21 protein-coding genes are annotated in these 19,538 nt (G+C 47.4%); 13 read left to right on the forward strand and 8 right to left on the reverse strand.

Going from position 1 to position 19,538, the window contains the following annotated elements; genetic code table 11:
• Window positions 1–385: 385 nt before the first annotated feature.
• The 3 genes from BGO59_RS09855 to BGO59_RS09865 form a co-directional block, all read right to left on the reverse strand.
• Window positions 386–1,795 carry a CotH kinase family protein gene (locus BGO59_RS09855; protein ID WP_293683452.1) on the reverse strand — a complete coding sequence of 470 codons (1,410 nt, stop codon included), beginning with the start codon at window positions 1,793–1,795 and terminating at the stop codon, window positions 386–388.
• Between the two features lie 106 nt (window positions 1,796–1,901).
• Window positions 1,902–2,315 carry a hypothetical protein gene (locus BGO59_RS09860; RefSeq protein WP_293683453.1) on the reverse strand — a complete coding sequence of 138 codons (414 nt, stop codon included), beginning with the start codon at window positions 2,313–2,315 and terminating at the stop codon, window positions 1,902–1,904.
• Between the two features lie 96 nt (window positions 2,316–2,411).
• Entirely contained in the window at window positions 2,412–2,660 is a 249-nt protein-coding gene (locus BGO59_RS09865) for a hypothetical protein (RefSeq protein WP_293683454.1), read from the reverse strand.
• A 126-nt stretch (window positions 2,661–2,786) separates the two neighbouring features.
• Here BGO59_RS09865 and BGO59_RS09870 point away from each other — a divergent pair, with 126 nt between their 5' ends.
• Window positions 2,787–2,927 carry a hypothetical protein gene (locus BGO59_RS09870; RefSeq protein WP_293683455.1) on the forward strand — a complete coding sequence of 47 codons (141 nt, stop codon included), beginning with the start codon at window positions 2,787–2,789 and terminating at the stop codon, window positions 2,925–2,927.
• 266 nt (window positions 2,928–3,193) lie between these two features.
• Here the strand turns inward: BGO59_RS09870 and BGO59_RS09875 are convergent, their stop codons facing one another.
• From BGO59_RS09875 to BGO59_RS09890, 4 genes are all read right to left on the reverse strand, one after another.
• A complete protein-coding gene (locus BGO59_RS09875; protein ID WP_293683456.1) occupies window positions 3,194–4,501 on the reverse strand; it encodes a DUF4270 family protein in 1,308 nt (435 codons plus the stop codon).
• A gap of 11 nt (window positions 4,502–4,512) precedes the next feature.
• Window positions 4,513–4,872 carry a DUF4907 domain-containing protein gene (locus BGO59_RS09880; RefSeq protein WP_293683457.1) on the reverse strand — a complete coding sequence of 120 codons (360 nt, stop codon included), beginning with the start codon at window positions 4,870–4,872 and terminating at the stop codon, window positions 4,513–4,515.
• The gene (locus BGO59_RS09885; RefSeq protein ID WP_293683458.1) at window positions 4,872–5,939 is read right to left on the reverse strand and encodes a kelch repeat-containing protein; all 1,068 of its coding nucleotides are present in this window, start codon (window positions 5,937–5,939) and stop codon (window positions 4,872–4,874) included. Before BGO59_RS09885 ends, BGO59_RS09880 begins: the two co-directional genes overlap by 1 nt.
• 344 nt (window positions 5,940–6,283) lie before the next feature.
• Window positions 6,284–7,753 (reverse strand): S41 family peptidase, encoded by a 1,470-nt coding sequence (locus BGO59_RS09890; RefSeq protein WP_293683459.1) that lies wholly within the window; start codon window positions 7,751–7,753, stop codon window positions 6,284–6,286.
• 303 nt (window positions 7,754–8,056) lie between these two features.
• On the opposite strand from BGO59_RS09890, the gene BGO59_RS09895 reads away from it, so the two are divergent.
• From BGO59_RS09895 to BGO59_RS09930, 8 genes are all read left to right on the forward strand, one after another.
• On the forward strand, window positions 8,057–8,554 hold the full coding sequence (locus BGO59_RS09895; RefSeq protein WP_293683631.1) for a gluconate 2-dehydrogenase subunit 3 family protein: 498 nt from the start codon (window positions 8,057–8,059) through the stop codon (window positions 8,552–8,554).
• Between the two features lie 94 nt (window positions 8,555–8,648).
• Window positions 8,649–10,361, forward strand: a complete 1,713-nt coding sequence (locus tag BGO59_RS09900; RefSeq protein ID WP_293683460.1) for a GMC family oxidoreductase — start codon at window positions 8,649–8,651, stop codon at window positions 10,359–10,361.
• 179 nt (window positions 10,362–10,540) lie between these two features.
• Window positions 10,541–11,863, forward strand: coding sequence for a sorbosone dehydrogenase family protein (locus BGO59_RS09905; RefSeq protein WP_293683461.1), 1,323 nt, complete (start codon window positions 10,541–10,543; stop codon window positions 11,861–11,863).
• Between the two features lie 60 nt (window positions 11,864–11,923).
• Window positions 11,924–12,649 carry a DUF72 domain-containing protein gene (locus BGO59_RS09910; RefSeq protein ID WP_293683462.1) on the forward strand — a complete coding sequence of 242 codons (726 nt, stop codon included), beginning with the start codon at window positions 11,924–11,926 and terminating at the stop codon, window positions 12,647–12,649.
• A gap of 139 nt (window positions 12,650–12,788) precedes the next feature.
• Window positions 12,789–13,682, forward strand: coding sequence for a sugar phosphate isomerase/epimerase (locus BGO59_RS09915; protein ID WP_293683463.1), 894 nt, complete (start codon window positions 12,789–12,791; stop codon window positions 13,680–13,682).
• A 756-nt stretch (window positions 13,683–14,438) separates the two neighbouring features.
• Window positions 14,439–15,521 (forward strand): acyl-CoA desaturase, encoded by a 1,083-nt coding sequence (locus BGO59_RS09920; protein WP_293683464.1) that lies wholly within the window; start codon window positions 14,439–14,441, stop codon window positions 15,519–15,521.
• Window positions 15,522–15,576: 55 nt separating this feature from the next.
• Window positions 15,577–16,479, forward strand: coding sequence for a class I SAM-dependent methyltransferase (locus BGO59_RS09925; RefSeq protein WP_293683465.1), 903 nt, complete (start codon window positions 15,577–15,579; stop codon window positions 16,477–16,479).
• 27 nt (window positions 16,480–16,506) lie between these two features.
• Window positions 16,507–17,388 carry a transglutaminase family protein gene (locus tag BGO59_RS09930; protein ID WP_293683466.1) on the forward strand — a complete coding sequence of 294 codons (882 nt, stop codon included), beginning with the start codon at window positions 16,507–16,509 and terminating at the stop codon, window positions 17,386–17,388.
• Between the two features lie 170 nt (window positions 17,389–17,558).
• Here the strand turns inward: BGO59_RS09930 and BGO59_RS09935 are convergent, their stop codons facing one another.
• Window positions 17,559–17,750: a cold-shock protein gene (locus BGO59_RS09935; RefSeq protein ID WP_293683467.1), complete on the reverse strand. Its 192-nt coding sequence runs from the start codon at window positions 17,748–17,750 to the stop codon at window positions 17,559–17,561.
• A gap of 569 nt (window positions 17,751–18,319) precedes the next feature.
• On the opposite strand from BGO59_RS09935, the gene BGO59_RS09940 reads away from it, so the two are divergent.
• Genes BGO59_RS09940 through BGO59_RS09955 form a run of 4 tightly spaced genes read left to right on the forward strand, consistent with a single transcriptional unit; the run spans window position 18,320 to window position 19,521 of the window.
• Entirely contained in the window at window positions 18,320–18,478 is a 159-nt protein-coding gene (locus tag BGO59_RS09940; protein WP_293683468.1) for a hypothetical protein, read from the forward strand.
• Window positions 18,479–18,505: 27 nt separating this feature from the next.
• A complete protein-coding gene (locus BGO59_RS09945) occupies window positions 18,506–18,634 on the forward strand; it encodes a hypothetical protein (RefSeq protein ID WP_293683469.1) in 129 nt (42 codons plus the stop codon).
• A gap of 19 nt (window positions 18,635–18,653) precedes the next feature.
• Window positions 18,654–19,115: a hypothetical protein gene (locus tag BGO59_RS09950; protein ID WP_293683470.1), complete on the forward strand. Its 462-nt coding sequence runs from the start codon at window positions 18,654–18,656 to the stop codon at window positions 19,113–19,115.
• A gap of 49 nt (window positions 19,116–19,164) precedes the next feature.
• Entirely contained in the window at window positions 19,165–19,521 is a 357-nt protein-coding gene (locus tag BGO59_RS09955) for a hypothetical protein (protein WP_293683471.1), read from the forward strand.
• Window positions 19,522–19,538: the final 17 nt, after the last annotated feature.

Consider the following 19,538-nt stretch of genomic DNA (forward strand, 5'->3'; position numbering starts at 1 on the left):
AACGTTGTTTTCGTAATTAGTATTAGTTGTTTTTACGGGTATTCTGAAAATGATCTACCGATGACTCAGTGATTGGTAATCAGGTAGGTAAAATCATTTCCAGCGGTTGAGCCTATAATCTGGTGTCAGTGTTAAATTTCTGATTTTTAGGATTTTGCACTTTTATTCAATAGGTCATATACCAATTTATGTTTGCCATAAATCCAACAGCATTGACTTCTTGTATAGTAATACGTGTATTGATAATAAAACGTGGCAGTGAGTCAAATACTTTATGTATTGGTTAGATTTACTTAATTTTAAATTGTAAGTATTTGGCAATTAGTGTGTTATGCTAATTGTCAAATACTCATGTATTCATTGTTTTCAAAGACCATTGGGATAATTATTTTAGAAACATATTAACAGCCTGAATACGAGTGGTCACGTGGTTTTTCAACGCCATGACCCCGGTAATGAAATCGGTTGTGCTGGTTAGGTAGGAGTAAGGTTTTTGCTCCGGTTCTGTGCCTGTCACGTAAGGGGCAATTAAATAATAGTTCTGGTCGATGATGGCGTTTATGTTGCTTGCCGTAAACACATTGTCCCTAAAGTCTTTGACATACTGTTTATATCGGGCATAGTAAACTGCGTCATGGGCTATGGCATAGATAAGCGGCCAACTGTTGCTTACTTCAGTCATTTCGAGCGAAACGGCTTTGCCGCCACCGGCTCCGTTGCCCGATGTGGTAGTCATGGCCATGTTATGATCCCAGGGAATCCAGGTGAGGTGATTTGTGGGGGCGTTGTAGAGGTAGTAGTTGTGGGCCATAGCCCCGTAGCTGTCCCAATTCACAATGGTATTATTAACGGCCAGATACTTAAGAAAGAGGTCCATATTGAACGTCTTCTCCAGATTTGTGCGCCAGGTTGCAGGGTCTGTAGTTCGGTTGGTTGCATTGAGGGCCGCTACAAACGCCTGAACATCAGAATAGTCAGCTTTATCTTCATTGTTTTTCTTTTCAAACTGGCTTTGTACAAACGTTTGTAATGTTGATTCTGGCTTATAGATGTTTCCTTTTTTCTCGCCATACTGGGTTTTGACCATCGTATCGTCGATCACTTCGACCATCGTATACACACCACAGTATTTTTTACCTGATCCAAAATCAATATACACCCGATAAAAAGCAGTTTGAGCGGCTGGTACGCCAGACAGTCGAAAAATATCAGCTACTATTTTTTCTCTTAACAACGAATTATCGCTAAAACCTGGCGACATACTTAACTCTTTGAAGCCATAATACCGTTGGTCTTTGATGTCGGGATAAGTGTCCTCGAATTCATCCATTTTGAGCCGGAAAGGCAGTTTGTAGATGCCCGATCGCCAGGCTGAAGAGAGGCTTGAATTTCCTTTGAGACGGAAGCCCACATGGTCCCAGAGTTTACCATTAATGTAAACGGGCAGGGCTACATAGGCTGGATCATCGCCAAAGGTACCTCCTCCTGGATTGCCCCCTGGCATTCCACCTCCGCCCGCATTTCCGGTGCCAAACGTTCCCCAGGATTTAGCCGACATATCGGTCTGGATCGACTTCCACTGATCGGCAGTCATTGTTATCTCCATCGTTTTCACGTCAGTTTGCGAGAACGCGACGGAATAACTGGGGGGAGCATCGCCACTATGTGATTCGGTGGTCCAGTCGGGATTGGTCGTACTGCCTGTATTGGGGGCTACCTCCGAGTATTTAGGCTGGCAGGCCAGCCCGATCCAGATTAATGATCCAATAAAAAAGAGTAATGTATTGGCTTTCATGTAGTGTACACCGTTCGGCTTTATACCGCTTGTACGCATACAAAATAGCCTCCGTTGCAATAGGGCTTTATTGGGGGGAAAAATAGGTTAAAAAGCAGACGGAAAATTAACTGTCAAGAAGCCACTGGTGGTAATCTTCGGTGTCAACAAAATAGCGACTGGATAGTGATTCATTAAGTCGGCCAGAAGCCCTTAGAATTAAGTCGGCCCCCAACTTACCAAACTGATTGGGGTCATGTAATACAACCGCAATTCGCGCCTGTTGGGTTAAACCCGCACCTGAATCCGCCTGTGGAAGCCAGTGCTCAATAAACCAGTGCAGGTCGACCGGGTTAAACAGCCGGAGTTGCCGTAGGTCTATCAGCCACCGTTTCACTCGATGTCGTTTCGCCAGCGCCAGGATGGCCAGTGATCCGTCGCGGAAATGGTGGCTGGCAGGCACGCCAAACCAGGTTTGCTGTAGCATATGAATACTGCAGTCGACTTCCACCCAGACGTGTTCGTTCCGGTAGGTTTTCATACACAATTTATTCCAGGTTGTAAGTAATCGCGTTCGAAACGGGTCTATCCAACGAGAGGATGTGCCGGTTTCGAACGCTAAACGCAAGATTTCCGACTACAATAAAGGGGACTGATGAGACAGGGGAGGGGTTGAATACGCACGTTGTAGTTCGGCTTCTGCAAATCGATACGCATACACAAACTTATCGTTTTCCTGACGAATCAGGCCCATATCCTCCAGTTGCAGTACGTGATTCCATATTCGCTGAAGGCTGCCGTAAAACCCATCTTCAGATTGGGATAAGAACGCCTGTAGGCTAGGAGTGTTGTTTTCGGCAGAAGTGTTGACGGGTGTACGTTGCATGAGTTGAGCTATTCAGATTATCCGCTGTCTCTCGGTTTAAACAGGTAACGTACAGGTTTGTCAATCGCTTATGCTATTAGGAGGATATGAGCGTCAATTCTATTGTTTTTAGGCATTTTTAACATCATGCCGAATGTCTTTATGAAGTTGGCAGGCACATCGGCCATTGCTCATGCGGTGAGTATGGTGGTGCTGTTGCTTACTACTCTCAATACGGGAAGGGAAGGGTTTTCGTGGCGACCATCTTCGGTTGATTCAAGGATTTAAGCTTTTTTAAACCATTTGTTGTGGAGTTCTCTGGCTATTCGTGATAAAAATGCCGGTTGCTATAGTTAACCGAGTTATCTTAGAGAAGCATAAAATCAGATACAGGAGCTGGCATACCCAAAAGCCGATCGATGTTGTACGGTCTCTATCTATTACTTTTAAATAAGCTAAGGTATATGAGGCTGGGTCCGTAAATTTTTCTATGCAATTAAAAACCCCTGTTAAGCCAGCTTAACAGGGGTTTTTAATTGAGAGTATTATCGGGGCTAAGACCCAGATGTCATGAATAACTGCAACTGAAGCTTATCGTTGACATTTTGCTGGTTACCCAGGGTTACGCGTTGAACCCATTCTTTGAGTGTATAAGAGCTTGTAGGTGCTCCCAGCAAAAGTGGCTGAATCCGGGCTTTTCGTTTGATAACTTCGCCAATGTAGTAAGTCAGATCAAACTTATAGGCATCTTCCAGAGTTATTGCCGTCGGGTCGTAGGTGTAGGTCGTCAGGGGCGATGTGGTGCCTCCAATACCCGTTGGAACAGCCGTCGACAGAATGTCATTCTGATTGTTTGTGAAATACAGAGCCAGTTGTGTTGGCGGGGTTGCATTATCGTTCAGGTTTTTCCGAACAGGTTTAAGAACCAATATCGCTTTATTCAGGTCGGCATATTGCTCTGGGCGAATAAAGTCGTTGAGGTACGGAAACTCAATGCGCGTGAACAGTTGAGCACCTGGTACCACAAAGCTCGTATTATTGGTCGATCGGCTACTAAGTATATCCGCTTTGCTTTTCAAGGCACTCAACGGCGTTCCCGTCCGGTCATTTATCAATTGAGAGAAATAAATAGACGAGAATGGAAACAGCAGGTTCGATGACGTACGATCCAGATCAGTGGTGTGGTAATAGAGACGTAACCCACTTGTGGCGGCTGTAAATCCGACAAATGTATTGGCGGTCGAATTGCAGTTTAACGCAAAACCCGGCAGGAATCCGGAGAGGGTCGTTGCATCGGTAATCTGGCCCGAACTTAACTTGTCGAAGAAAGACTGAGCCAGATCGTCGGGCACACGAAACTGGATTTGTTTCGTCCGGCTTTTCGGCTGAGGCTGCACACTTCTCCGCAAATACGGCTTTGAGTCATAACCAACAGTACTGGTATTATAGTAGGCCTGGATCAGCAGTTCCTTACTCAATTTATGAACGCTTAAATCAAACAACGAAGTACTGTCGCCATGAACAAAGGCATAGTTGAGTTCTACCACCATTGAGTCGAGCCGCAGATTCGTTTGCGTTGAAAAGTTGTTGGACGCATAGTTAACGGCTGCGAAGCATCGGGCAGTCATTGTGCCGGTCTGAGAATCGGACCAGCGCCCCACCAGCAGATTGACATCGCCGGAGGTAACGAAGGAGTCGGGTCGCATAACCGTAGATGTCTGAACCGTCACCGTATCGACCGACTGGATCACCAATTCCTGTGGATTGATGATCGACTGTCCGACAAGGAGATCGCCCGACTGACAAGCAAATAGCACCATACCGGTCAGCAAGAGCAAACCGGCGTACCAGAAAGTACGCATATGTAAATAATTCAGGGAATTTTTACGCCTAACTGGCGTAATTCTTCGTTAGTCAGCGTCGGCAAAGCCTTCGTCTGCTTAATTTTTTCAACCACCCGTTCACCAACCCGCTGGGCCTGTTCCTGGCTGGTAAAGCCTACCATACCAGGTTGCCCCGGAATGGTAGGCTGATGAATAACCAATGTATTATTCTTCAAAATATCGTAGCCCCAGCCTCCCGGTGTTTTGATCACCTCAACCCGAAGGCCCGATTCACGCTGTGTATACCATTGGTAGACGGTCAAACAGGCCAGACCAACCAGTATCAACAACAATCCCTGCTGGATTTGACGTGCTCGTGACCGTTTGGGTTGCGTAGGGGCAACTGGCATTACTGTACCTGAGCGACAGTTGGATCAAAATCCCACAGATCATCAAGGGGAGAGGTGCCATTACGACCTGTTGTGACATACCCCTTGTTGCCGATTGCAAAACCTACACCATACTGGCGCGAAGCCCCTTCAAACACTCCTCTGGTTGCCCAGGTATCGGTAGAAGGATTGTATTCCCAGATATCTTTCGTTGTGCCATCGCCGGTAGCAATATAGCCCAACCCATTGATCGAGAATCCTACAGCATAACTACGGGCAATAGTCGACTGATCGGTGATGAAATCGGCTTTTTGCGTCCACAGATCCTGTGCCGGATCATATTCATACCAGTCTTTCTGTACGATAGCATTGTTGTTGCCCGTACCCACATACGCCTTATTATTGATAACAAAGGCAACAGCACCAATGCGCTTGGAGCCACCATAGCTGGCTACTTTCGTCCAGGCATTGGCCGTTGGATCGTACGACCAGATGTCTTTCAGGTAGTTGCCGTCGAAGCCAGTGCCAACATACCCTTTCGTACCGATGGCAAACGCAATAGCACCCTGACGGGCGGTGCCGCCGAAATCGGTTACCTGCTTCCAGGTGTTGGTCGCTGTATTGTATTCCCAGAAATCTTTCAGACGATCGCCATTCGCGTTGATACCAGTGCCGATATAGCCTTTTGTACCAACGGCAAAGCCGACACCAATGTTACGGGCTGCCCCGCCGAAATCTGCTTTCTGAGTCCAGGCATTTCGCGAAGGATCATACGCCCAGAAGTCTTTCAGGCGGTTGTTACTGGCATCAGCACCTGTGCCCATGTAGGCAATGTTGCCGGATACGAAACTGGCGGCACCAAAGCGAGCCACACCTTCTAATTCGGATTTAACCGTCCAGTCGCCCAGCGTTGATACGGTATCCGATGTGGAACAGCTAATGAGCGTTCCTGCCCAGCCTGCACAGAGCAAGCCTAATATCCAGTTGACACGTGAGGTCTTCTTGTTGGTAGAGAAAGGAGTCTCAGATGATACAGATTCCGACTGGGAGCTTTGAGCCGAAAGAAATCGAAATGGTAAATGAATCATGAAAAACGAGCGTGATCAAACGAACGAAAACGTAAAGGTACACCTATTTGCGTTAAAAACGACGGTATCGACAGCCTCATTGTCCTGAACAAACGAATTGGCTGGCCGATTCAGGAAGCAAAGCGTATCAACTAATTCCTGCAAAATTACAGTAAACTGGGTTTACTAACCAATGAGTCTCTTTCATAAAAATTCTTAATTATACGGAGCTAGGTTAACAACAGATTAAAAAAGCCCAACGGCTCTGACATAAAGACCCGCTTCATGTCAGGGCCGTTGGGAATAGCGCCTGTTAAAAAATGTTAAGCTGCTATGCGTGATCTCATGAAATCGGTGCTATCTTTTTATAGATTCAGATTTTTGATGGGGCGAATCATTGACTTACCGCCAGCTTTCCGCTGAATGGATGAGCCCATCTGTAACAACGGATTACGCTCGCTGGCTGCCTGACGGCCATTGGCTGTACTGCCTGAAATCTGGCTCAAAGCGGCTTTAAGCATAACTTCGTTGGTGTCGCCTAAGGGCAGCAGATTGATCGGCTCTTCTACTTCTACATTCGGTGTAAAACCCGTTGAGTAGTCCGATGTACCGGCACTGTTGTACGATTTGAACACAATCGGCTGCATGCCCCACTTGATTTTGCCACTGTCGTCGGTGATTGTTATGGAGCCAACATTTTTGCCATACGTCGTCGTGCCAATCGTTGTTACGGTCATGTAAGGGCGCAAACCGTTGATGATTAGTTCGCTGGCCGAAGCTGTGTGGTCGGTAGTCAGTACGATCACCCGCGATAAGTTGGAACCGATATTCTGGGGTTTATCGAGAAAGTTCTGGATGAAAAAACTGGAGCCGTATTGTTTTTGAAGTTCGGGTGTAATCGAACTATTCCATTCTTCGCGAAAGTACAACTTGCTGGAGCTAACGCCCTTGCCAATCAGACTGGCCAGATTGGCCGATGAAGATGTGTAGCCACCTGGGTTGTAGCGTAAATCAAGAACAAGTTCGTTGACCCCCTGGGTCTTGAACTTGCTAAAGATGGCATCGACCTGACTATCATATTCGCCTGCGTCACTGCCATTAGCCCCCGGTACAAATTGGTTGTAGACCAGATAGCCCACTTTTTTGCTGCCAACCGTATAAACCGAATCCAGAAAGACAGGGTTTTCCTGGAATGTCGTAGCCGTTACGCTGACTGTTTTGTCTGTATCAACCAGTGATGAACCGCTGACCGATGCAAAACCAAACGTAAAGTTGGTTCCCGAAAACAGCAGATCAGAATAATTGGAGGTTGTGATCGACTGGCCATTTACTTTCGAGATAATATCGCCCCGTTTAATGCCGGCCAGCGCGGCTGGCGAACCGGGTAGCACATACAATACCTGAGCAATGACGCTGGTAGAACCCGACGATCGTAAGTATAGATTATACTCCATACCTGTTGTGGTGGTTTGCCCACTAAGTTCAGCCGTCAGGGTGTTGGCATCCTGCTCAATCCACGAAAAGCGGTCGCCGGTCGGGTTGGTTGTGGCATCGTATTTATTCAGAAGCGAGTCGAAAAATAGATCGGGCGAAAGTGTCTTGTCTGGATTCGCTGGAATCTTGTCGTTCCAGTAATACACTTCCTGCATATTCTGCAAAATCCAGTCGTTAATGGTCGTATTTTCACTGGTCGAAGCGGACGCTTGCGGGGTAACATCCTCTGATTTTTGCTGGCAGCCAGAGAGCGATACAATAAATCCGGCTACAAATAACCACCGAAACAAAGATGTACGGGTGTCGAGTAGATGTTTTTTTACGCTATGTACGTAATTCATAACTTGTTGTTCTACAGATTAAGTCGGATAAGTTAAACTGCTTATCTAACTATGCTTACGTTATAACAACAAATAATGTTGCAGTACATGTTCGTTTGTATGGGATTTAATCAATGTTTAATAGAGTCATTTAACATGGGTGGAAACCCGAAATTCGGGTTAATGGTGCGGGTTTCCACCCGCATTACAATGGCAACCGCATAGAGTAATTGTATTTACGTTGTATCTTTACAAGAATAGATAGTACCAACTTAACCAGTAGCGTAATCAAAATCTGTGGAAAGACGCAATGCATTAAAAACAATGGCGGGAGCCGTTGGTGGACTGATCAGTCTGCCTGCCTGGGCTAATGGCTGGACGGCCGAATCGATTCCTTCATCACAACCGTTTATCTCCACCGGACAAACGGAATTGCTGGCCGAAATGGTCGAAACGATTATTCCGGCAACCGACACGCCAGGGGCTAAAGCTTTGAATGTTCACCAGTTTGTGCAAAAAATGGTAGCTGACTGTTACGACAAAACGGCCCAGGATCGATTCAAAAACGGCCTTGAATCACTCGATGGATGGGCGCAGAAATCATTCGGAAAGCCATTCAACCAGGGTGATGTAGCACAACGGACTGGCCTGATGACCCAACTGTCGAAATCAGATGATTCGGCCCAGAAAGATTTTTATGGCCTTGTGAAAGGACTGACCATCCGGGGTTATATGACATCGGAGTATGTCATGACGAATCTGACCCATTACCAGTTTATCCCCGGCCACTACTACGGCTGTGTTCCTGTATCTAAAAAGTAATTAGGAGCGAGGAGTTAGGAGTGAGAATGGCTGATAAATTTTCGTGCGCCAGCCGTTCTCACTTCTAACTCCTCGCTCCTCACTCCTAAAAACTATGTCTTATTTCAATATTGACGCCCAGGCTCAGAATACCTACGATGCTATTGTGATTGGTTCGGGAATCAGCGGGGGCTGGGCAGCTAAAGAACTTACCGGAAAAGGATTGCGCACACTGGTACTCGAACGGGGCCGCGATGTTCGGCACGTAACCGATTACCCAACGACGAATATGCAGCCCTGGGAGTTTGAGCACCGAAATCAGCTCAAACTGGATGTTCGAGAGGCTAATCCCATTGTCAGCAAGTGTTACGCTTTTTACGAAGGGACCGAGCAGTTTTTTGTGAAAGATGCCGAACATCCGTACGTTCAGGAAAAGCCTTTCGACTGGATTCGGGGCTATCAGGTCGGTGGTAAATCGCTACTCTGGGCACGTCAGACCCAACGCTGGAGTGACTTCGATTTTCAGGGGCCTGCCCGCGATGGATACGCAGTCGATTGGCCGATTCGTTATGCCGACATTGCTCCCTGGTACAGCTATGTCGAAAAATTTGCGGGGATTACCGGGAATAAAGATGGCTTAGCCACCTTGCCCGATGGTGAGTTTTTGCCTCCGCATGAGTGGAACTGCGTCGAAAAGCATTTTCAGAAAAAGATAGCGGGCCGTTATAAGGATCGGCATGTGATTATGGGCCGGGCTGCCCACATTACACAGCCGCAGCCCATTCACTTCCAGCAGGGCCGGGCGCAATGCCAGCATCGAACCATTTGTGAGCGGGGTTGCCCGTTCGGGGGCTATTTCAGTAGCAATTCCAGTACAATTCCCTGGGCAGCTAAAACGGGTAAAATGACGTTGCGGCCGCACTCGACCGTGCATTCGATTATTTACGATGAAGCGAAGGGGCGAGCAACGGGTGTTCGGGTGGTAGATACACAAACGAAACAGATGCATGAGTTTTATGCCCGCATCATTTTCCTCAATGCGGCTGCCCTAAACTCCAATCTGGTTCTGCTGAACTCAACCTCACATCGCTTCCCGAATGGTCTTGGTAACGATAGCGGTGTATTAGGCAAATACGTCGCGTTTCATAATTACCGGGCAGGAATTTCGGCTGAGTACGATGGAGATCTGGATTCGACTACCGATGGCCGCCGTCCCAATAGCCCCTATATTCCCCGTTTTCGCAATGTTGAAAAGCAGGAAACGAACTTCCTGCGGGGGTATGCGGCTGGTTTCTCGGCTGGCCGTAGCTCGCGGACAGATCAGAGTGGAGTAGGAGCCGACCTGAAAGAGAGCCTCCTCAATCCGAAACTGGGCGGTTGGTATGTTGGGTCGCACATGATGGGCGAAACCATTCCGAAAGAAACCAATTACGTAGCACTCGACCCGTCGCTGAAAGATCCGTATGGTATTCCGCAACTGAAAATAGCAATCGCCTACGACGATAACGACGATAAAATGGTGAAGGATTATCAGGAGCAACTGACGGAAATGTTTACGGAAGCCGGTTTCAAAAACATTCGTGTCCGCGATGATCATCGTAACCCCGGTCTCGATATTCACGAGATGGGTGGTGCCCGTATGGGGAAAGACCCGAAGACTTCGATCCTCAATAAATGGAATCAGGTTCACCACTGTAAAAATGTGTTTGTGACCGATGGAGCCTGTATGACCTCGACGTCGACTCAAAATCCATCGCTGACCTATATGGCCCTGACAGCCCGCGCTGCCGACTACGCCGTTAAGGGATTGAAAAAAGGGTTGGTCTAGGTCTGGTTATTCGTTGAATGGACAGTTTTTGCAAAAGCCGTGTCAGTGTGTTGAGCACTGGTGCGGCTTTTTTGTGGGCAATTGGTAAAGAATGATTTCAGTATTTCCAGACGAGAAGTCGCTTTTTAATAAGGTCGCTTAAACAAGTCAAATTGACCTGCCTATTATTTTCGAAAACCATGAATAAACCTTTTTTGGGCATTGTATGTCTGCTGGCGGCTATGCTGGCTACAGACGGTAACAGTACACCTACCCCTAGTAAACCTCCTAAACCGGGATCGCCAACTGAAAAGAAAAGTGATGCTCCGCCTGCCTTAAAATTGCCGTCAGGTTTTACCGGAACCGTTGTGGCCGAAGACCTGGGGCCAGCACGGCACATTGCGATTACAAAAAGCGGAGACATTTATGTGAAACTTTCCAAACTAAAGGACGGGAAAGGAATTTATCGGCTTCGAGATACCAACAAGGATGGCCAGATCGATGAACGGGTTGGGTTTGGTGATTACCCAGGTACAGGTATATTTCTTAAAAACGGCTACCTCTACAGTTCGTCGAATAATAGCATTTTTCGGTATAAGCTAGACGCCAACGAAGAAGTCATCAGCCCCGATCAGCCTGAAAAGCTGGTTTCGGGGTTAGTCCTGAGAGATCGGGATCAGTCGAAATCCATCGTTGTCGACAACCAGAATTACGTGTATGTCAACGTGGCCTCGTACAACGATGCGTGCCGGGAAGCAGGTACTGGTAAAGGCATGACGCCGTGTTCTATTCTGGATTCAGCGGCTGGCATCTGGCGGTTCAAAGCCGATGCGCAGAATCAATCGTACGGCGATGGTATCCGGTACGCGACCGGACTGAAAAATGTAGTTGGACTGGACTGGAACACTAAAACCAATACGCTGTTTGTGATGCAGCATGGTCGGGGTAAGTTCGACGATTTTTATCCGCAGTATTACACACCCCAAATGAGTGCAGAACTGCCTGCCGAAACCATGTATGAACTCCATCAGGGCGATGATGCGGGCTGGCCGTATATCTATTACGATCCGGTGCAGAAGAAGAAAATTCTGGCTCCTGAATATGGTGGAGATGGCAAGAAAACGGGTGGTGAAAAAGCAATCAATCCGGTTATGGCGTTTCCGGCCCACCTCGGCCCGAACGGGCTGCTGTTTTATACGGGCACGGCTTTCCCGGAGCGTTATCGGAATGGGGCCTTTATTGCCTTCCATAGTCAGTCGCAGCCCATACATAAAGGGTACATGATTGGTTTTGTGCCATTTAAGAATGGTAAGCCAGCTGGTCCCTGGGAAATCTTTGCGGATAATTTTGCGGGTATTGATCTGGAGAAACCAACCGGCCCCGTTCAGCATCGTCCCTGTGGCCTGGCACAAGGGCCCGATGGCTCCCTTTATGTGACAGACGATCTGCATGGGACACTCTTTAAAATCAGTTATCAGGCATCCTCGTCGGCCCGTAAACCCGTCGCTTCAAAAAAGAAATAACAGTTTATTAGCCTACGCGTTCAACCCTGTAAGGTCTTAGAAGACCTTACAGGGTTTTTTATGGGCATACATATTGGCACTTCAGGATGGAGTTATGACCACTGGCAGGGTGTTTTATACCCACCAGCAACACCTGTTCATCGCAGACGTGATTATTATGTTCAGCGGTTTCAGACGGTTGAGTTGAATAGCAGTTTCTACCGCTGGCCGAAGCAGGCCACTTTTGCCGGTTGGCGACAGCGGTTGCCCGATGGCTTTCTATTGACCGTGAAAGCACCCCGTGGCCTTACTCATGCTATAAAACTGTACTCGCCCGAAGTCTGGCTGGATCGGATAAAAGCCTGCTGGCACGAACTGGGCGAAAAACGGGCCATTCTACTGGTCCAGCTTTCACCCAACCATGCCTTTGACTATGATCGGCTGGCTTATTTTCTAAGGCAAATTCCAAACTGGATGCGGGTTGCCGTGGAATTTCGCCACCCAAGCTGGCAGCAGGAGTCTATTTTTCAGCTTTTGGAACAGCACCAGGCCGCTTATTGTATCATGAGCGGAGCGAACCTGCCCTGTATCCTGCGAGCGACAGCTCCATTTGTGTATGTACGCATGCACGGGCCTGATAAACAGCACTTATACGGCGGCTCCTATTCCGATGCTGACCTTCATTGGTGGGCCGACCGACTACGCGAATGGGCACGGATGGGTAAGGAAATCTTTGTGTATTTTAACAACGATGGGGGTGGGAATGCCGTCAGGAATGCTGAAACACTCAAAAAAATCATACATTGATTTAACTAATCGACCGTTAATGAATCCAATAGCTGGATATTGATTAGGGGAGAACAGTAAACCCAGACTACCTGATTCTTTAGCCACTAGGTGAGCAGGTAAGTAGCCTGCTACAATTCATTAACCGACCTATTACATCATGAACCATTCGTCAAACATTACCCGTCGGCAATTTATTAAACTTGGTGCGTTGGCAACCTCGGCAGCTTTACTGCCCAATCTGGATGCCCTGGCGATGTCGCCCAAGAAAGTCGGTTTGCAGTTGTACACCTTGCGCGATTTGATGGCAAAGGACCCGGAGGGGACACTTAAAAAGGTGGCCGAAATTGGCTACAAAGAAGTTGAACTATTTGGCTATGCGGATGGAAAGTTCTTCGGCAAAACCCCGAAGGAGTTTTCGGCTCTTCTGAAAAATCTCGGTCTGGCCGTGCCAAGCGGACATTATACAACCGGCAAAACAATGCCCACCGTTAAGGGGACGCTGACCAACGACTGGAAACGTGCCGTTGATGATGCCGCTACGTTGGGTCAGCAATATATGGTTTGCGCATACCTGTTCCCCAACGAACGCACAAAACTGGACGACTATAAGCAATTTGCCGATCTGTTCAATAAGTCGGCGGAGGTGGTTAAAGCCGCCGGGATGCAGTTCTGCTACCACAATCACGATTTTGAGTTTAAGGAAATGGACGGAAAACTGCCGTACGACATCCTACTGAGTGGCACGGATCCTAAACTGGTCAAACTCGAACTGGATTTGTACTGGGCAACGTTTGCCAATCAGGACCCGGTGGCGCTGTTCAAAAAACACCCTGGCCGGTTCCCACTCTGGCACGTCAAAGACATGGAAAAAACAGCCGAACGGGCGTTTGCACCCGTGGGTACAGGCTCCATCAACTTCCAGCGTATTTTCGATGAGAAGAAAACGGCGGGTATGACGCATTACTTTGTTGAGCAGGACGTTTGCAAACTGCCTCCGCTCGAATCCATCGCCATCAGTTATCGGAATATCGACAAGCTGAAAACGATGTAATACTAAGGGGTAAGGCCAGAGAAAGTATTCGTAGATCGTCGATTGAATCGAATGTGAGATACACAGGCTCTTTTAAAAATGCACCCTGACTAACTTCCCCTCTGGGAGGGACGAAGAGTCTGATTTCAGGTGTAGCCAGGTACGCAACGTATGCGGGCTGTAACTTTTTTAGTACGTAGTCGGTGAAAACGCGGTTCACGATCCTCGTTTTTACCGACTGTTTTTTATTGTATAAATTAGGCTGGTTATGAACAAACCCGTCTATTAGCCAGTTATTAGTAGAACATGGATTCACTTAGAACGTGAATCTTTCTCACTCGCTACTTTTCTGGTTGTTTTCGTAAGTATCCGTACGACTCTGCTTACACTTTAGACGCCCTTCTTTTAGCCTGTTCGGCATTTACTCCCATTACGTTTTCAGTCTCATTCAACAAGTTACGTACACTTGTCTCATCATTCTTATTAAGCTAGTTGCAGCCAAACAATTGGTTGACTCGTTTGAGCCCTCGTTACCGACCGACCTGGTTCAGCGAACGCCTTCAGGTTATAACGAGGAGTGATTCCGGTTGCGCGTTGAACCTAATCTACTTTTTAATCCGTAAGGCCTTGCTGATTAGTTGCACCAAAGGTGCCCCTACGCTACTATGGTCCCTAATCTTATGCGTGGAATCCACAATTATTGAAAAAGGCCGTTCGCCCTTACAACTGCTGAGGCAGATTCAATAGATCGGTCAACTCATCCCTTAACTACTTTTTATGCCTATCAAACTTAAATTTACCAATACGAACCGGTCTACATTTTTTACTACCATTCGCGGACGGGTCGATGCGTATTTCATTGAACACGCTCTTTCGCCCCATGCCAACGGGGCCATGTGGGCTAAGACGCTGTTTTTTCTAGTGGGGTACGCCCTGCTCTACGGACTGATTCTGTCCAATCAGTTTGGTGTGGGAACCATGCTGGTACTAGCCGTTTTACTCGGCGTGTTTGCCGCCTGTATTGGCTTTAACGTTTCCCACGATGCATTGCATGGTGCTTTTTCAGCTCGTCCATGGGTAAATAAATTGCTGGGTGGAAGTTTCTATCTCCTGGGAGCTAACCCCTACGTCTGGAAAATTACCCACAACATCGTTCACCATACCTTTACCAACATTCCTGGTCATGATGAAGACATTGAAGTAGCACCGGGACTGGTCAGACTAGATCCTCAGGAGCCGCTCCGGCCCTGGCATCGCTATCAGCAGTGGTACACCTTTCCACTATACGCTCTGGCGTCGCTATCGTGGGTGTTGCGAAAGGATTATGTCAAGTTCTTTAAGAGCCGGATTGGACAACACGATACCACCTCGCATCCTCGACGCGAATACGTTAAGCTATTCGTGACCAAGGTACTGTATTATGTTTTCTTTCTGGTGCTGCCGTTTGCTGCGCTCAGTTTAGCCTGGTGGCAGATAATAATCGGGTTTCTGGTCATGCACCTGGCCGAGGGGCTGGTATTAGGCCTTGTTTTTCAATTAGCCCATACCGTAGAAGGTACTACGTTCCCTGTACCAGACGAAAAAGGTAATATGCAGGAGTCCTGGGCGATGCACCAGTTGTACACGACGGCCAACTTTGCCCCCCGCTCAGCCTTAGCAGCCTTTATCTGTGGCGGCTTAAATCGCCAAATTGAGCACCATTTATTTCCTAAGGTTTGCCACATTCATTATCCGGCTATTACGGCTATTGTCAGACGTACGGCGCATGAATTTGGGTTACCCTATCTGGAGAATCGCAGCTTCGGCTCGGCACTCTATTCCCATTTTCGCCTGTTACAAACTCTGGGACGACCCGCCTAGACCGACGTAGTGCAATTCAGACAGTATAGTATTCTCCTTTTTAACAACTCGGCGTATGGCTTCTCAACAAGACCTTGATTTCACCTACACTACGATTGATAAAATATTTCGTTTGAGCATGGGCCAAACCGGCGATTACAGCGGAGCTATGTACAATGGCGATTTCTCACTAACGCTGGAGCAGGCACAGCGCCAGAAACATGAGTTCATCGCCGATAGTTTGCGTATAGGCGACGGTTCGCGGGTATTGGATCTGGGTTGCGGCTGGGGGCCCTTTCTTCAATATGTAAAAGAACGGGGCGCTATTGGCCAAGGTGTAACGCTTTCGCAGGGGCAGGCCGCAGCCTGCCGGGCAAACGGACTGATGGTCGATATTAAAGATTGTCGCCAGATTACGCCCGCTGATTACGGTACCTTCGACGCCATTAGTAGTGTTGGAGCGATGGAGCATTTCTGTTCGGTCGAACAATATCTGACGGGGCAGCAGGACGCAGTTTACGCCGATTTCTTTGCCAAACTGAACGACTTACTACCCGTTGGGGGCAGGGCTTACATACAGACCATGGTTTTTGGCAAGAACATGATTCCCTTCGAAGAAATCAGTCTGGATGCACCCACCGATTCGCCCTCTTATGCGCTGGCATTGATGATCGCTCAGTTTCCAGGTTCCTGGCTACCCTATGGGCACGAGCAGGTTACTAGCAACGCACAACCTCATTTCAAACTCATCTCGAAAAGTAGCGGCCGACTGGATTATATTGAAACCATTGGCCAGTGGCGAAAACGCTTCCGTGCGTTTAACCTGCAAAAATATGGGCTCTATGCTTCGTTACTGCCCAAGATGTTAACCAATAAAGCCTTCCGGGATTTGATTGCTGTGTTTCGGGTTAGCCCCAATCGAGTATGTTTTGAGCAGGAAACGATGGAGCATTACCGGATGGTATTTGAAAAAATGTAACGTATTGCCCTTACTGTATCTATCCATATGGCCATCCGTGTTGAGCTTATTCACCAAACCCTGTACCAGTATAACCGACCGGCCTTTTTGTCGCCCCAACTGATACGGCTCAAACCGGCTGCTCATAGCCGGACTGTGATTGAATCGTATCAGTTGACTATTGAACCTGCCAATCATGTAGTGCATGAGATGCAGGAACCTTTTGGTAATTTTGTGACACGAGTCGATTTTACGGGTTCTGTGACCTCCATGACGATTCGTATTCAGTTGATTGCGAATCTGGAGCCCATTAATCCCTTCGATTTTTTTATTGATGGTTACGCCAGTTCCTTTCCGTTTGATTATGAGGCTCCGCTCAAAAAAGCGTTGACGCCTTATCTGGAAATTACGGAACAGGGACACTATCTGACTCAGTGGATCCATCAACTTAAACAGCATCCCAGGCAGGACTCCCTCGATTTTCTGATTGGTTTAAACCAGCAGGTTAACCAGGCCATTACCTACCAGGTTCGCCTTCAGGCGGGAGTGCAACCAGCGGACGTAACGCTCCGCCGGGCAATCGGTTCGTGCCGGGATTCGGCCTGGCTATTGGTGCAGTTGTTACGATCGTTAGGGTTGGCAGCCCGTTTTGTTTCGGGGTATCTGGCCCAGGTAGCGACGCACGACTCCTCAAAAGTTGATAGCTCCAGTGATGTGGTGAATTCGCTGGATTTACATGCCTGGGCGGAGGTGTACCTGCCGGGCGCAGGCTGGATTGGACTTGACCCAACCTCAGGTATGCTGGCTACAGAAGGTCATATTCCATTGGCCTGTGCACCCGACCCGACTGAGGCAGCCCCCGTGACGGGAACAACGGGCTCATCTGAAACGGAGCTTACCTTCACCAGCACATTAACTCGTTTGACGTAGATATAATGGAGTTAGTACAACTTGCAATGGGTTGCTAATCGGGTTTTGCCAGTTTATCCCGCCATTAGTATGAAGAGAAAGATATGTCAGACTAATTTTCTGTATGGAGTAAAACGAAAAAACATGCCATTGGCATGTTTTAACAAGTCTTGACTATATAGTAAAGCAACTTAAATTACTTCTACATCCACAGCGTTTACGCCCTTCTTACCATCGATGACATTGAATTTCACCTGGTCATTTTCCCGGATTTGATCAATCAGGCCGGAGGCATGAACGAAGATATCAGGTTGATTGTCTTGAGGACTGATAAACCCAAATCCTTTGAGTTCATTAAAAAACTTAACGGTTCCTATTTGCATTCTTCTAATTATTAAGATTGTGTAAATCTACAGCTATTAACTGAACTATCCTATTGATTTTCAAAGTATTTTGAGAATTGCCGTCTTTTTTGACCTTATTTGTAAATTTCATTAAATAGTAGGTGAAATTGTAATCTTTTTAGGTGATAACGCGTTAAAGGTATACTACGTTGTTGCGTATGTGCTAACCGGCGGTCAAATGCCCTGCTCATGATTGACTACCTGGTTGCCAACGGGATTAACCATCTCCTTACTGCCACGCATCTGATCTGGGCAAATTCTCTCAAGTTTATCCAGGGCAACCCGTTGCTTTTGAAATCGGCCAACGCTGGTTTAGGTGATCAAGTCGGATGGACTGCAACTCGAACCCATTTTGCTACAGAGATTAGCCTTCCTTTTTTCTATCCCAACTGTTATCCCTTCCACAATGCAGGTGGGTCTATTTTGTCAATGGTCCGTTTGGTACCTGTATGTCAACAGCTTCATTAGCTCTTAACGTACGCTGGCTTCGCTCGGCGCTGGCCATTATTCCCGCGAAAAATTAATAGTCTTTACTGGTAAAAGAACGTATGAAAACAACGTCAAGAGAACGGCAGCTAGCCGCTCATCAACTGATTGAAGCTAGTAAAAAGCCCTATTTAGTACGGGATATGCCCCGTAAGGTCTTGTATTTGACAGCGGATCAGGCAGCTAAACGGCAGGATCTGATTCCTCAGTTTGGTCTTTGACCACCAATTGTTAACGAAAGTCTGCTCATGTTTACGGATCTTACGATTACCCTGTTTGCGGGTTTTAACGAAGTAGGCCTGCCCAAAGGATCTCAACTAGGTGTTATTGAAACAGACGGCTACGAGGTTTACCCGTATGAGCCATCCGAAGTTTAAACGTATACGCCCTTATATTATGCAGCCCAACAGCAATCCGATCAAAGATCACTTAATAGCGATACGTACAGCGCTAGATTCGCCCGTATTCAACCTCAATACATCCGAAGACGATCCCTGGAAATCAGAATTTGCGCAACTAATCAAGTCGCTCCACAGCGTATTGGTGCTGGCCGATCAGGCGGGTAAACGCGTTGATTTCCTGGACGACGTAGGTGTAAACGGTAAAATACAGGACATTTCCTCTTTAATTAACTGGATGTATGATTGCCTGCCCGGCTTAGCTGCCGAAAAATCTGGACAGCTTACTACGAATCGCTTAAACCGATACACGAATGAGGGCTGGGGGTATTTTGCCAACGGCTGTTTTTTCTCCGTTGGATTCGATGATGAACAGGCTTTCTTTATCGATGACCAGCGAGTGTATCTGAACCGGCATATCCGACGGGCCGTTTCTGAAATGGAACGAACCTTTTCTTGATCGTCATAAGCAACACTATTAAACTATTTCTTACAATTCAATCCTGCAAATGAGCAAACAGATTTACATTGCCCAGGCGGTTGCCTGGGCTAGATCCCGAGGTTTTGTTGACATTAAGGCCAATATAGAAGGGTATCCAAAACCAGGAGGCTTTGGTCGCCAACAGGATGGTCAAACATTTATTCCCGATGTAACGGCTCAGCAGTTTGAGCAAAAATCCTACTTTACCGTTGTACTTAAAACCGACCCGGTAGATGGGTTAGTATCCAAGCTCAAACTGCTCAATCAATTGGCGTTACGTGGGGGTGGCCAGCTCTACCTGCTTACCCCTAAAGGTCACATGCCCTTTGCTAAGTCGGTAGCTGCCAATAGCGCCATCACGGCAGAATTGATTAACCTGGGGTAGGTCTGCTGTGATACCCC

Origin of the sequence: Spirosoma sp. 48-14, from assembly GCF_001898575.1 — a bacterium.
Taxonomy (GTDB): Bacteria; Bacteroidota; Bacteroidia; order Cytophagales; family Spirosomataceae; genus Spirosoma.

Coding starts and splice junctions, on each gene's coding strand:
- BGO59_RS09885 (WP_293683458.1), bottom strand. CDS start 5,939: ATGATTCATTTACCATTTCGATTTCTTTCGGCTCAAAGCTCCCAGTCG.
- BGO59_RS09935 (WP_293683467.1), bottom strand. CDS start 17,750: ATGCAAATAGGAACCGTTAAGTTTTTTAATGAACTCAAAGGATTTGGG.
- BGO59_RS09905 (WP_293683461.1), top strand. CDS start 10,541: ATGAATAAACCTTTTTTGGGCATTGTATGTCTGCTGGCGGCTATGCTG.
- BGO59_RS09940 (WP_293683468.1), top strand. CDS start 18,320: ATGAAAACAACGTCAAGAGAACGGCAGCTAGCCGCTCATCAACTGATT.
- BGO59_RS09880 (WP_293683457.1), bottom strand. CDS start 4,872: ATGCCAGTTGCCCCTACGCAACCCAAACGGTCACGAGCACGTCAAATC.
- BGO59_RS09855 (WP_293683452.1), bottom strand. CDS start 1,795: ATGAAAGCCAATACATTACTCTTTTTTATTGGATCATTAATCTGGATC.
- BGO59_RS09865 (WP_293683454.1), bottom strand. CDS start 2,660: ATGCAACGTACACCCGTCAACACTTCTGCCGAAAACAACACTCCTAGC.
- BGO59_RS09950 (WP_293683470.1), top strand. CDS start 18,654: ATGCAGCCCAACAGCAATCCGATCAAAGATCACTTAATAGCGATACGT.
- BGO59_RS09910 (WP_293683462.1), top strand. CDS start 11,924: ATGGGCATACATATTGGCACTTCAGGATGGAGTTATGACCACTGGCAG.
- BGO59_RS09930 (WP_293683466.1), top strand. CDS start 16,507: ATGGCCATCCGTGTTGAGCTTATTCACCAAACCCTGTACCAGTATAAC.
- BGO59_RS09900 (WP_293683460.1), top strand. CDS start 8,649: ATGTCTTATTTCAATATTGACGCCCAGGCTCAGAATACCTACGATGCT.
- BGO59_RS09870 (WP_293683455.1), top strand. CDS start 2,787: ATGCCGAATGTCTTTATGAAGTTGGCAGGCACATCGGCCATTGCTCAT.
- BGO59_RS09875 (WP_293683456.1), bottom strand. CDS start 4,501: ATGCGTACTTTCTGGTACGCCGGTTTGCTCTTGCTGACCGGTATGGTG.
- BGO59_RS09915 (WP_293683463.1), top strand. CDS start 12,789: ATGAACCATTCGTCAAACATTACCCGTCGGCAATTTATTAAACTTGGT.
- BGO59_RS09955 (WP_293683471.1), top strand. CDS start 19,165: ATGAGCAAACAGATTTACATTGCCCAGGCGGTTGCCTGGGCTAGATCC.
- BGO59_RS09890 (WP_293683459.1), bottom strand. CDS start 7,753: ATGAATTACGTACATAGCGTAAAAAAACATCTACTCGACACCCGTACA.
- BGO59_RS09860 (WP_293683453.1), bottom strand. CDS start 2,315: ATGAAAACCTACCGGAACGAACACGTCTGGGTGGAAGTCGACTGCAGT.
- BGO59_RS09925 (WP_293683465.1), top strand. CDS start 15,577: ATGGCTTCTCAACAAGACCTTGATTTCACCTACACTACGATTGATAAA.
- BGO59_RS09945 (WP_293683469.1), top strand. CDS start 18,506: ATGTTTACGGATCTTACGATTACCCTGTTTGCGGGTTTTAACGAAGTA.
- BGO59_RS09895 (WP_293683631.1), top strand. CDS start 8,057: ATGGCGGGAGCCGTTGGTGGACTGATCAGTCTGCCTGCCTGGGCTAAT.
- BGO59_RS09920 (WP_293683464.1), top strand. CDS start 14,439: ATGCCTATCAAACTTAAATTTACCAATACGAACCGGTCTACATTTTTT.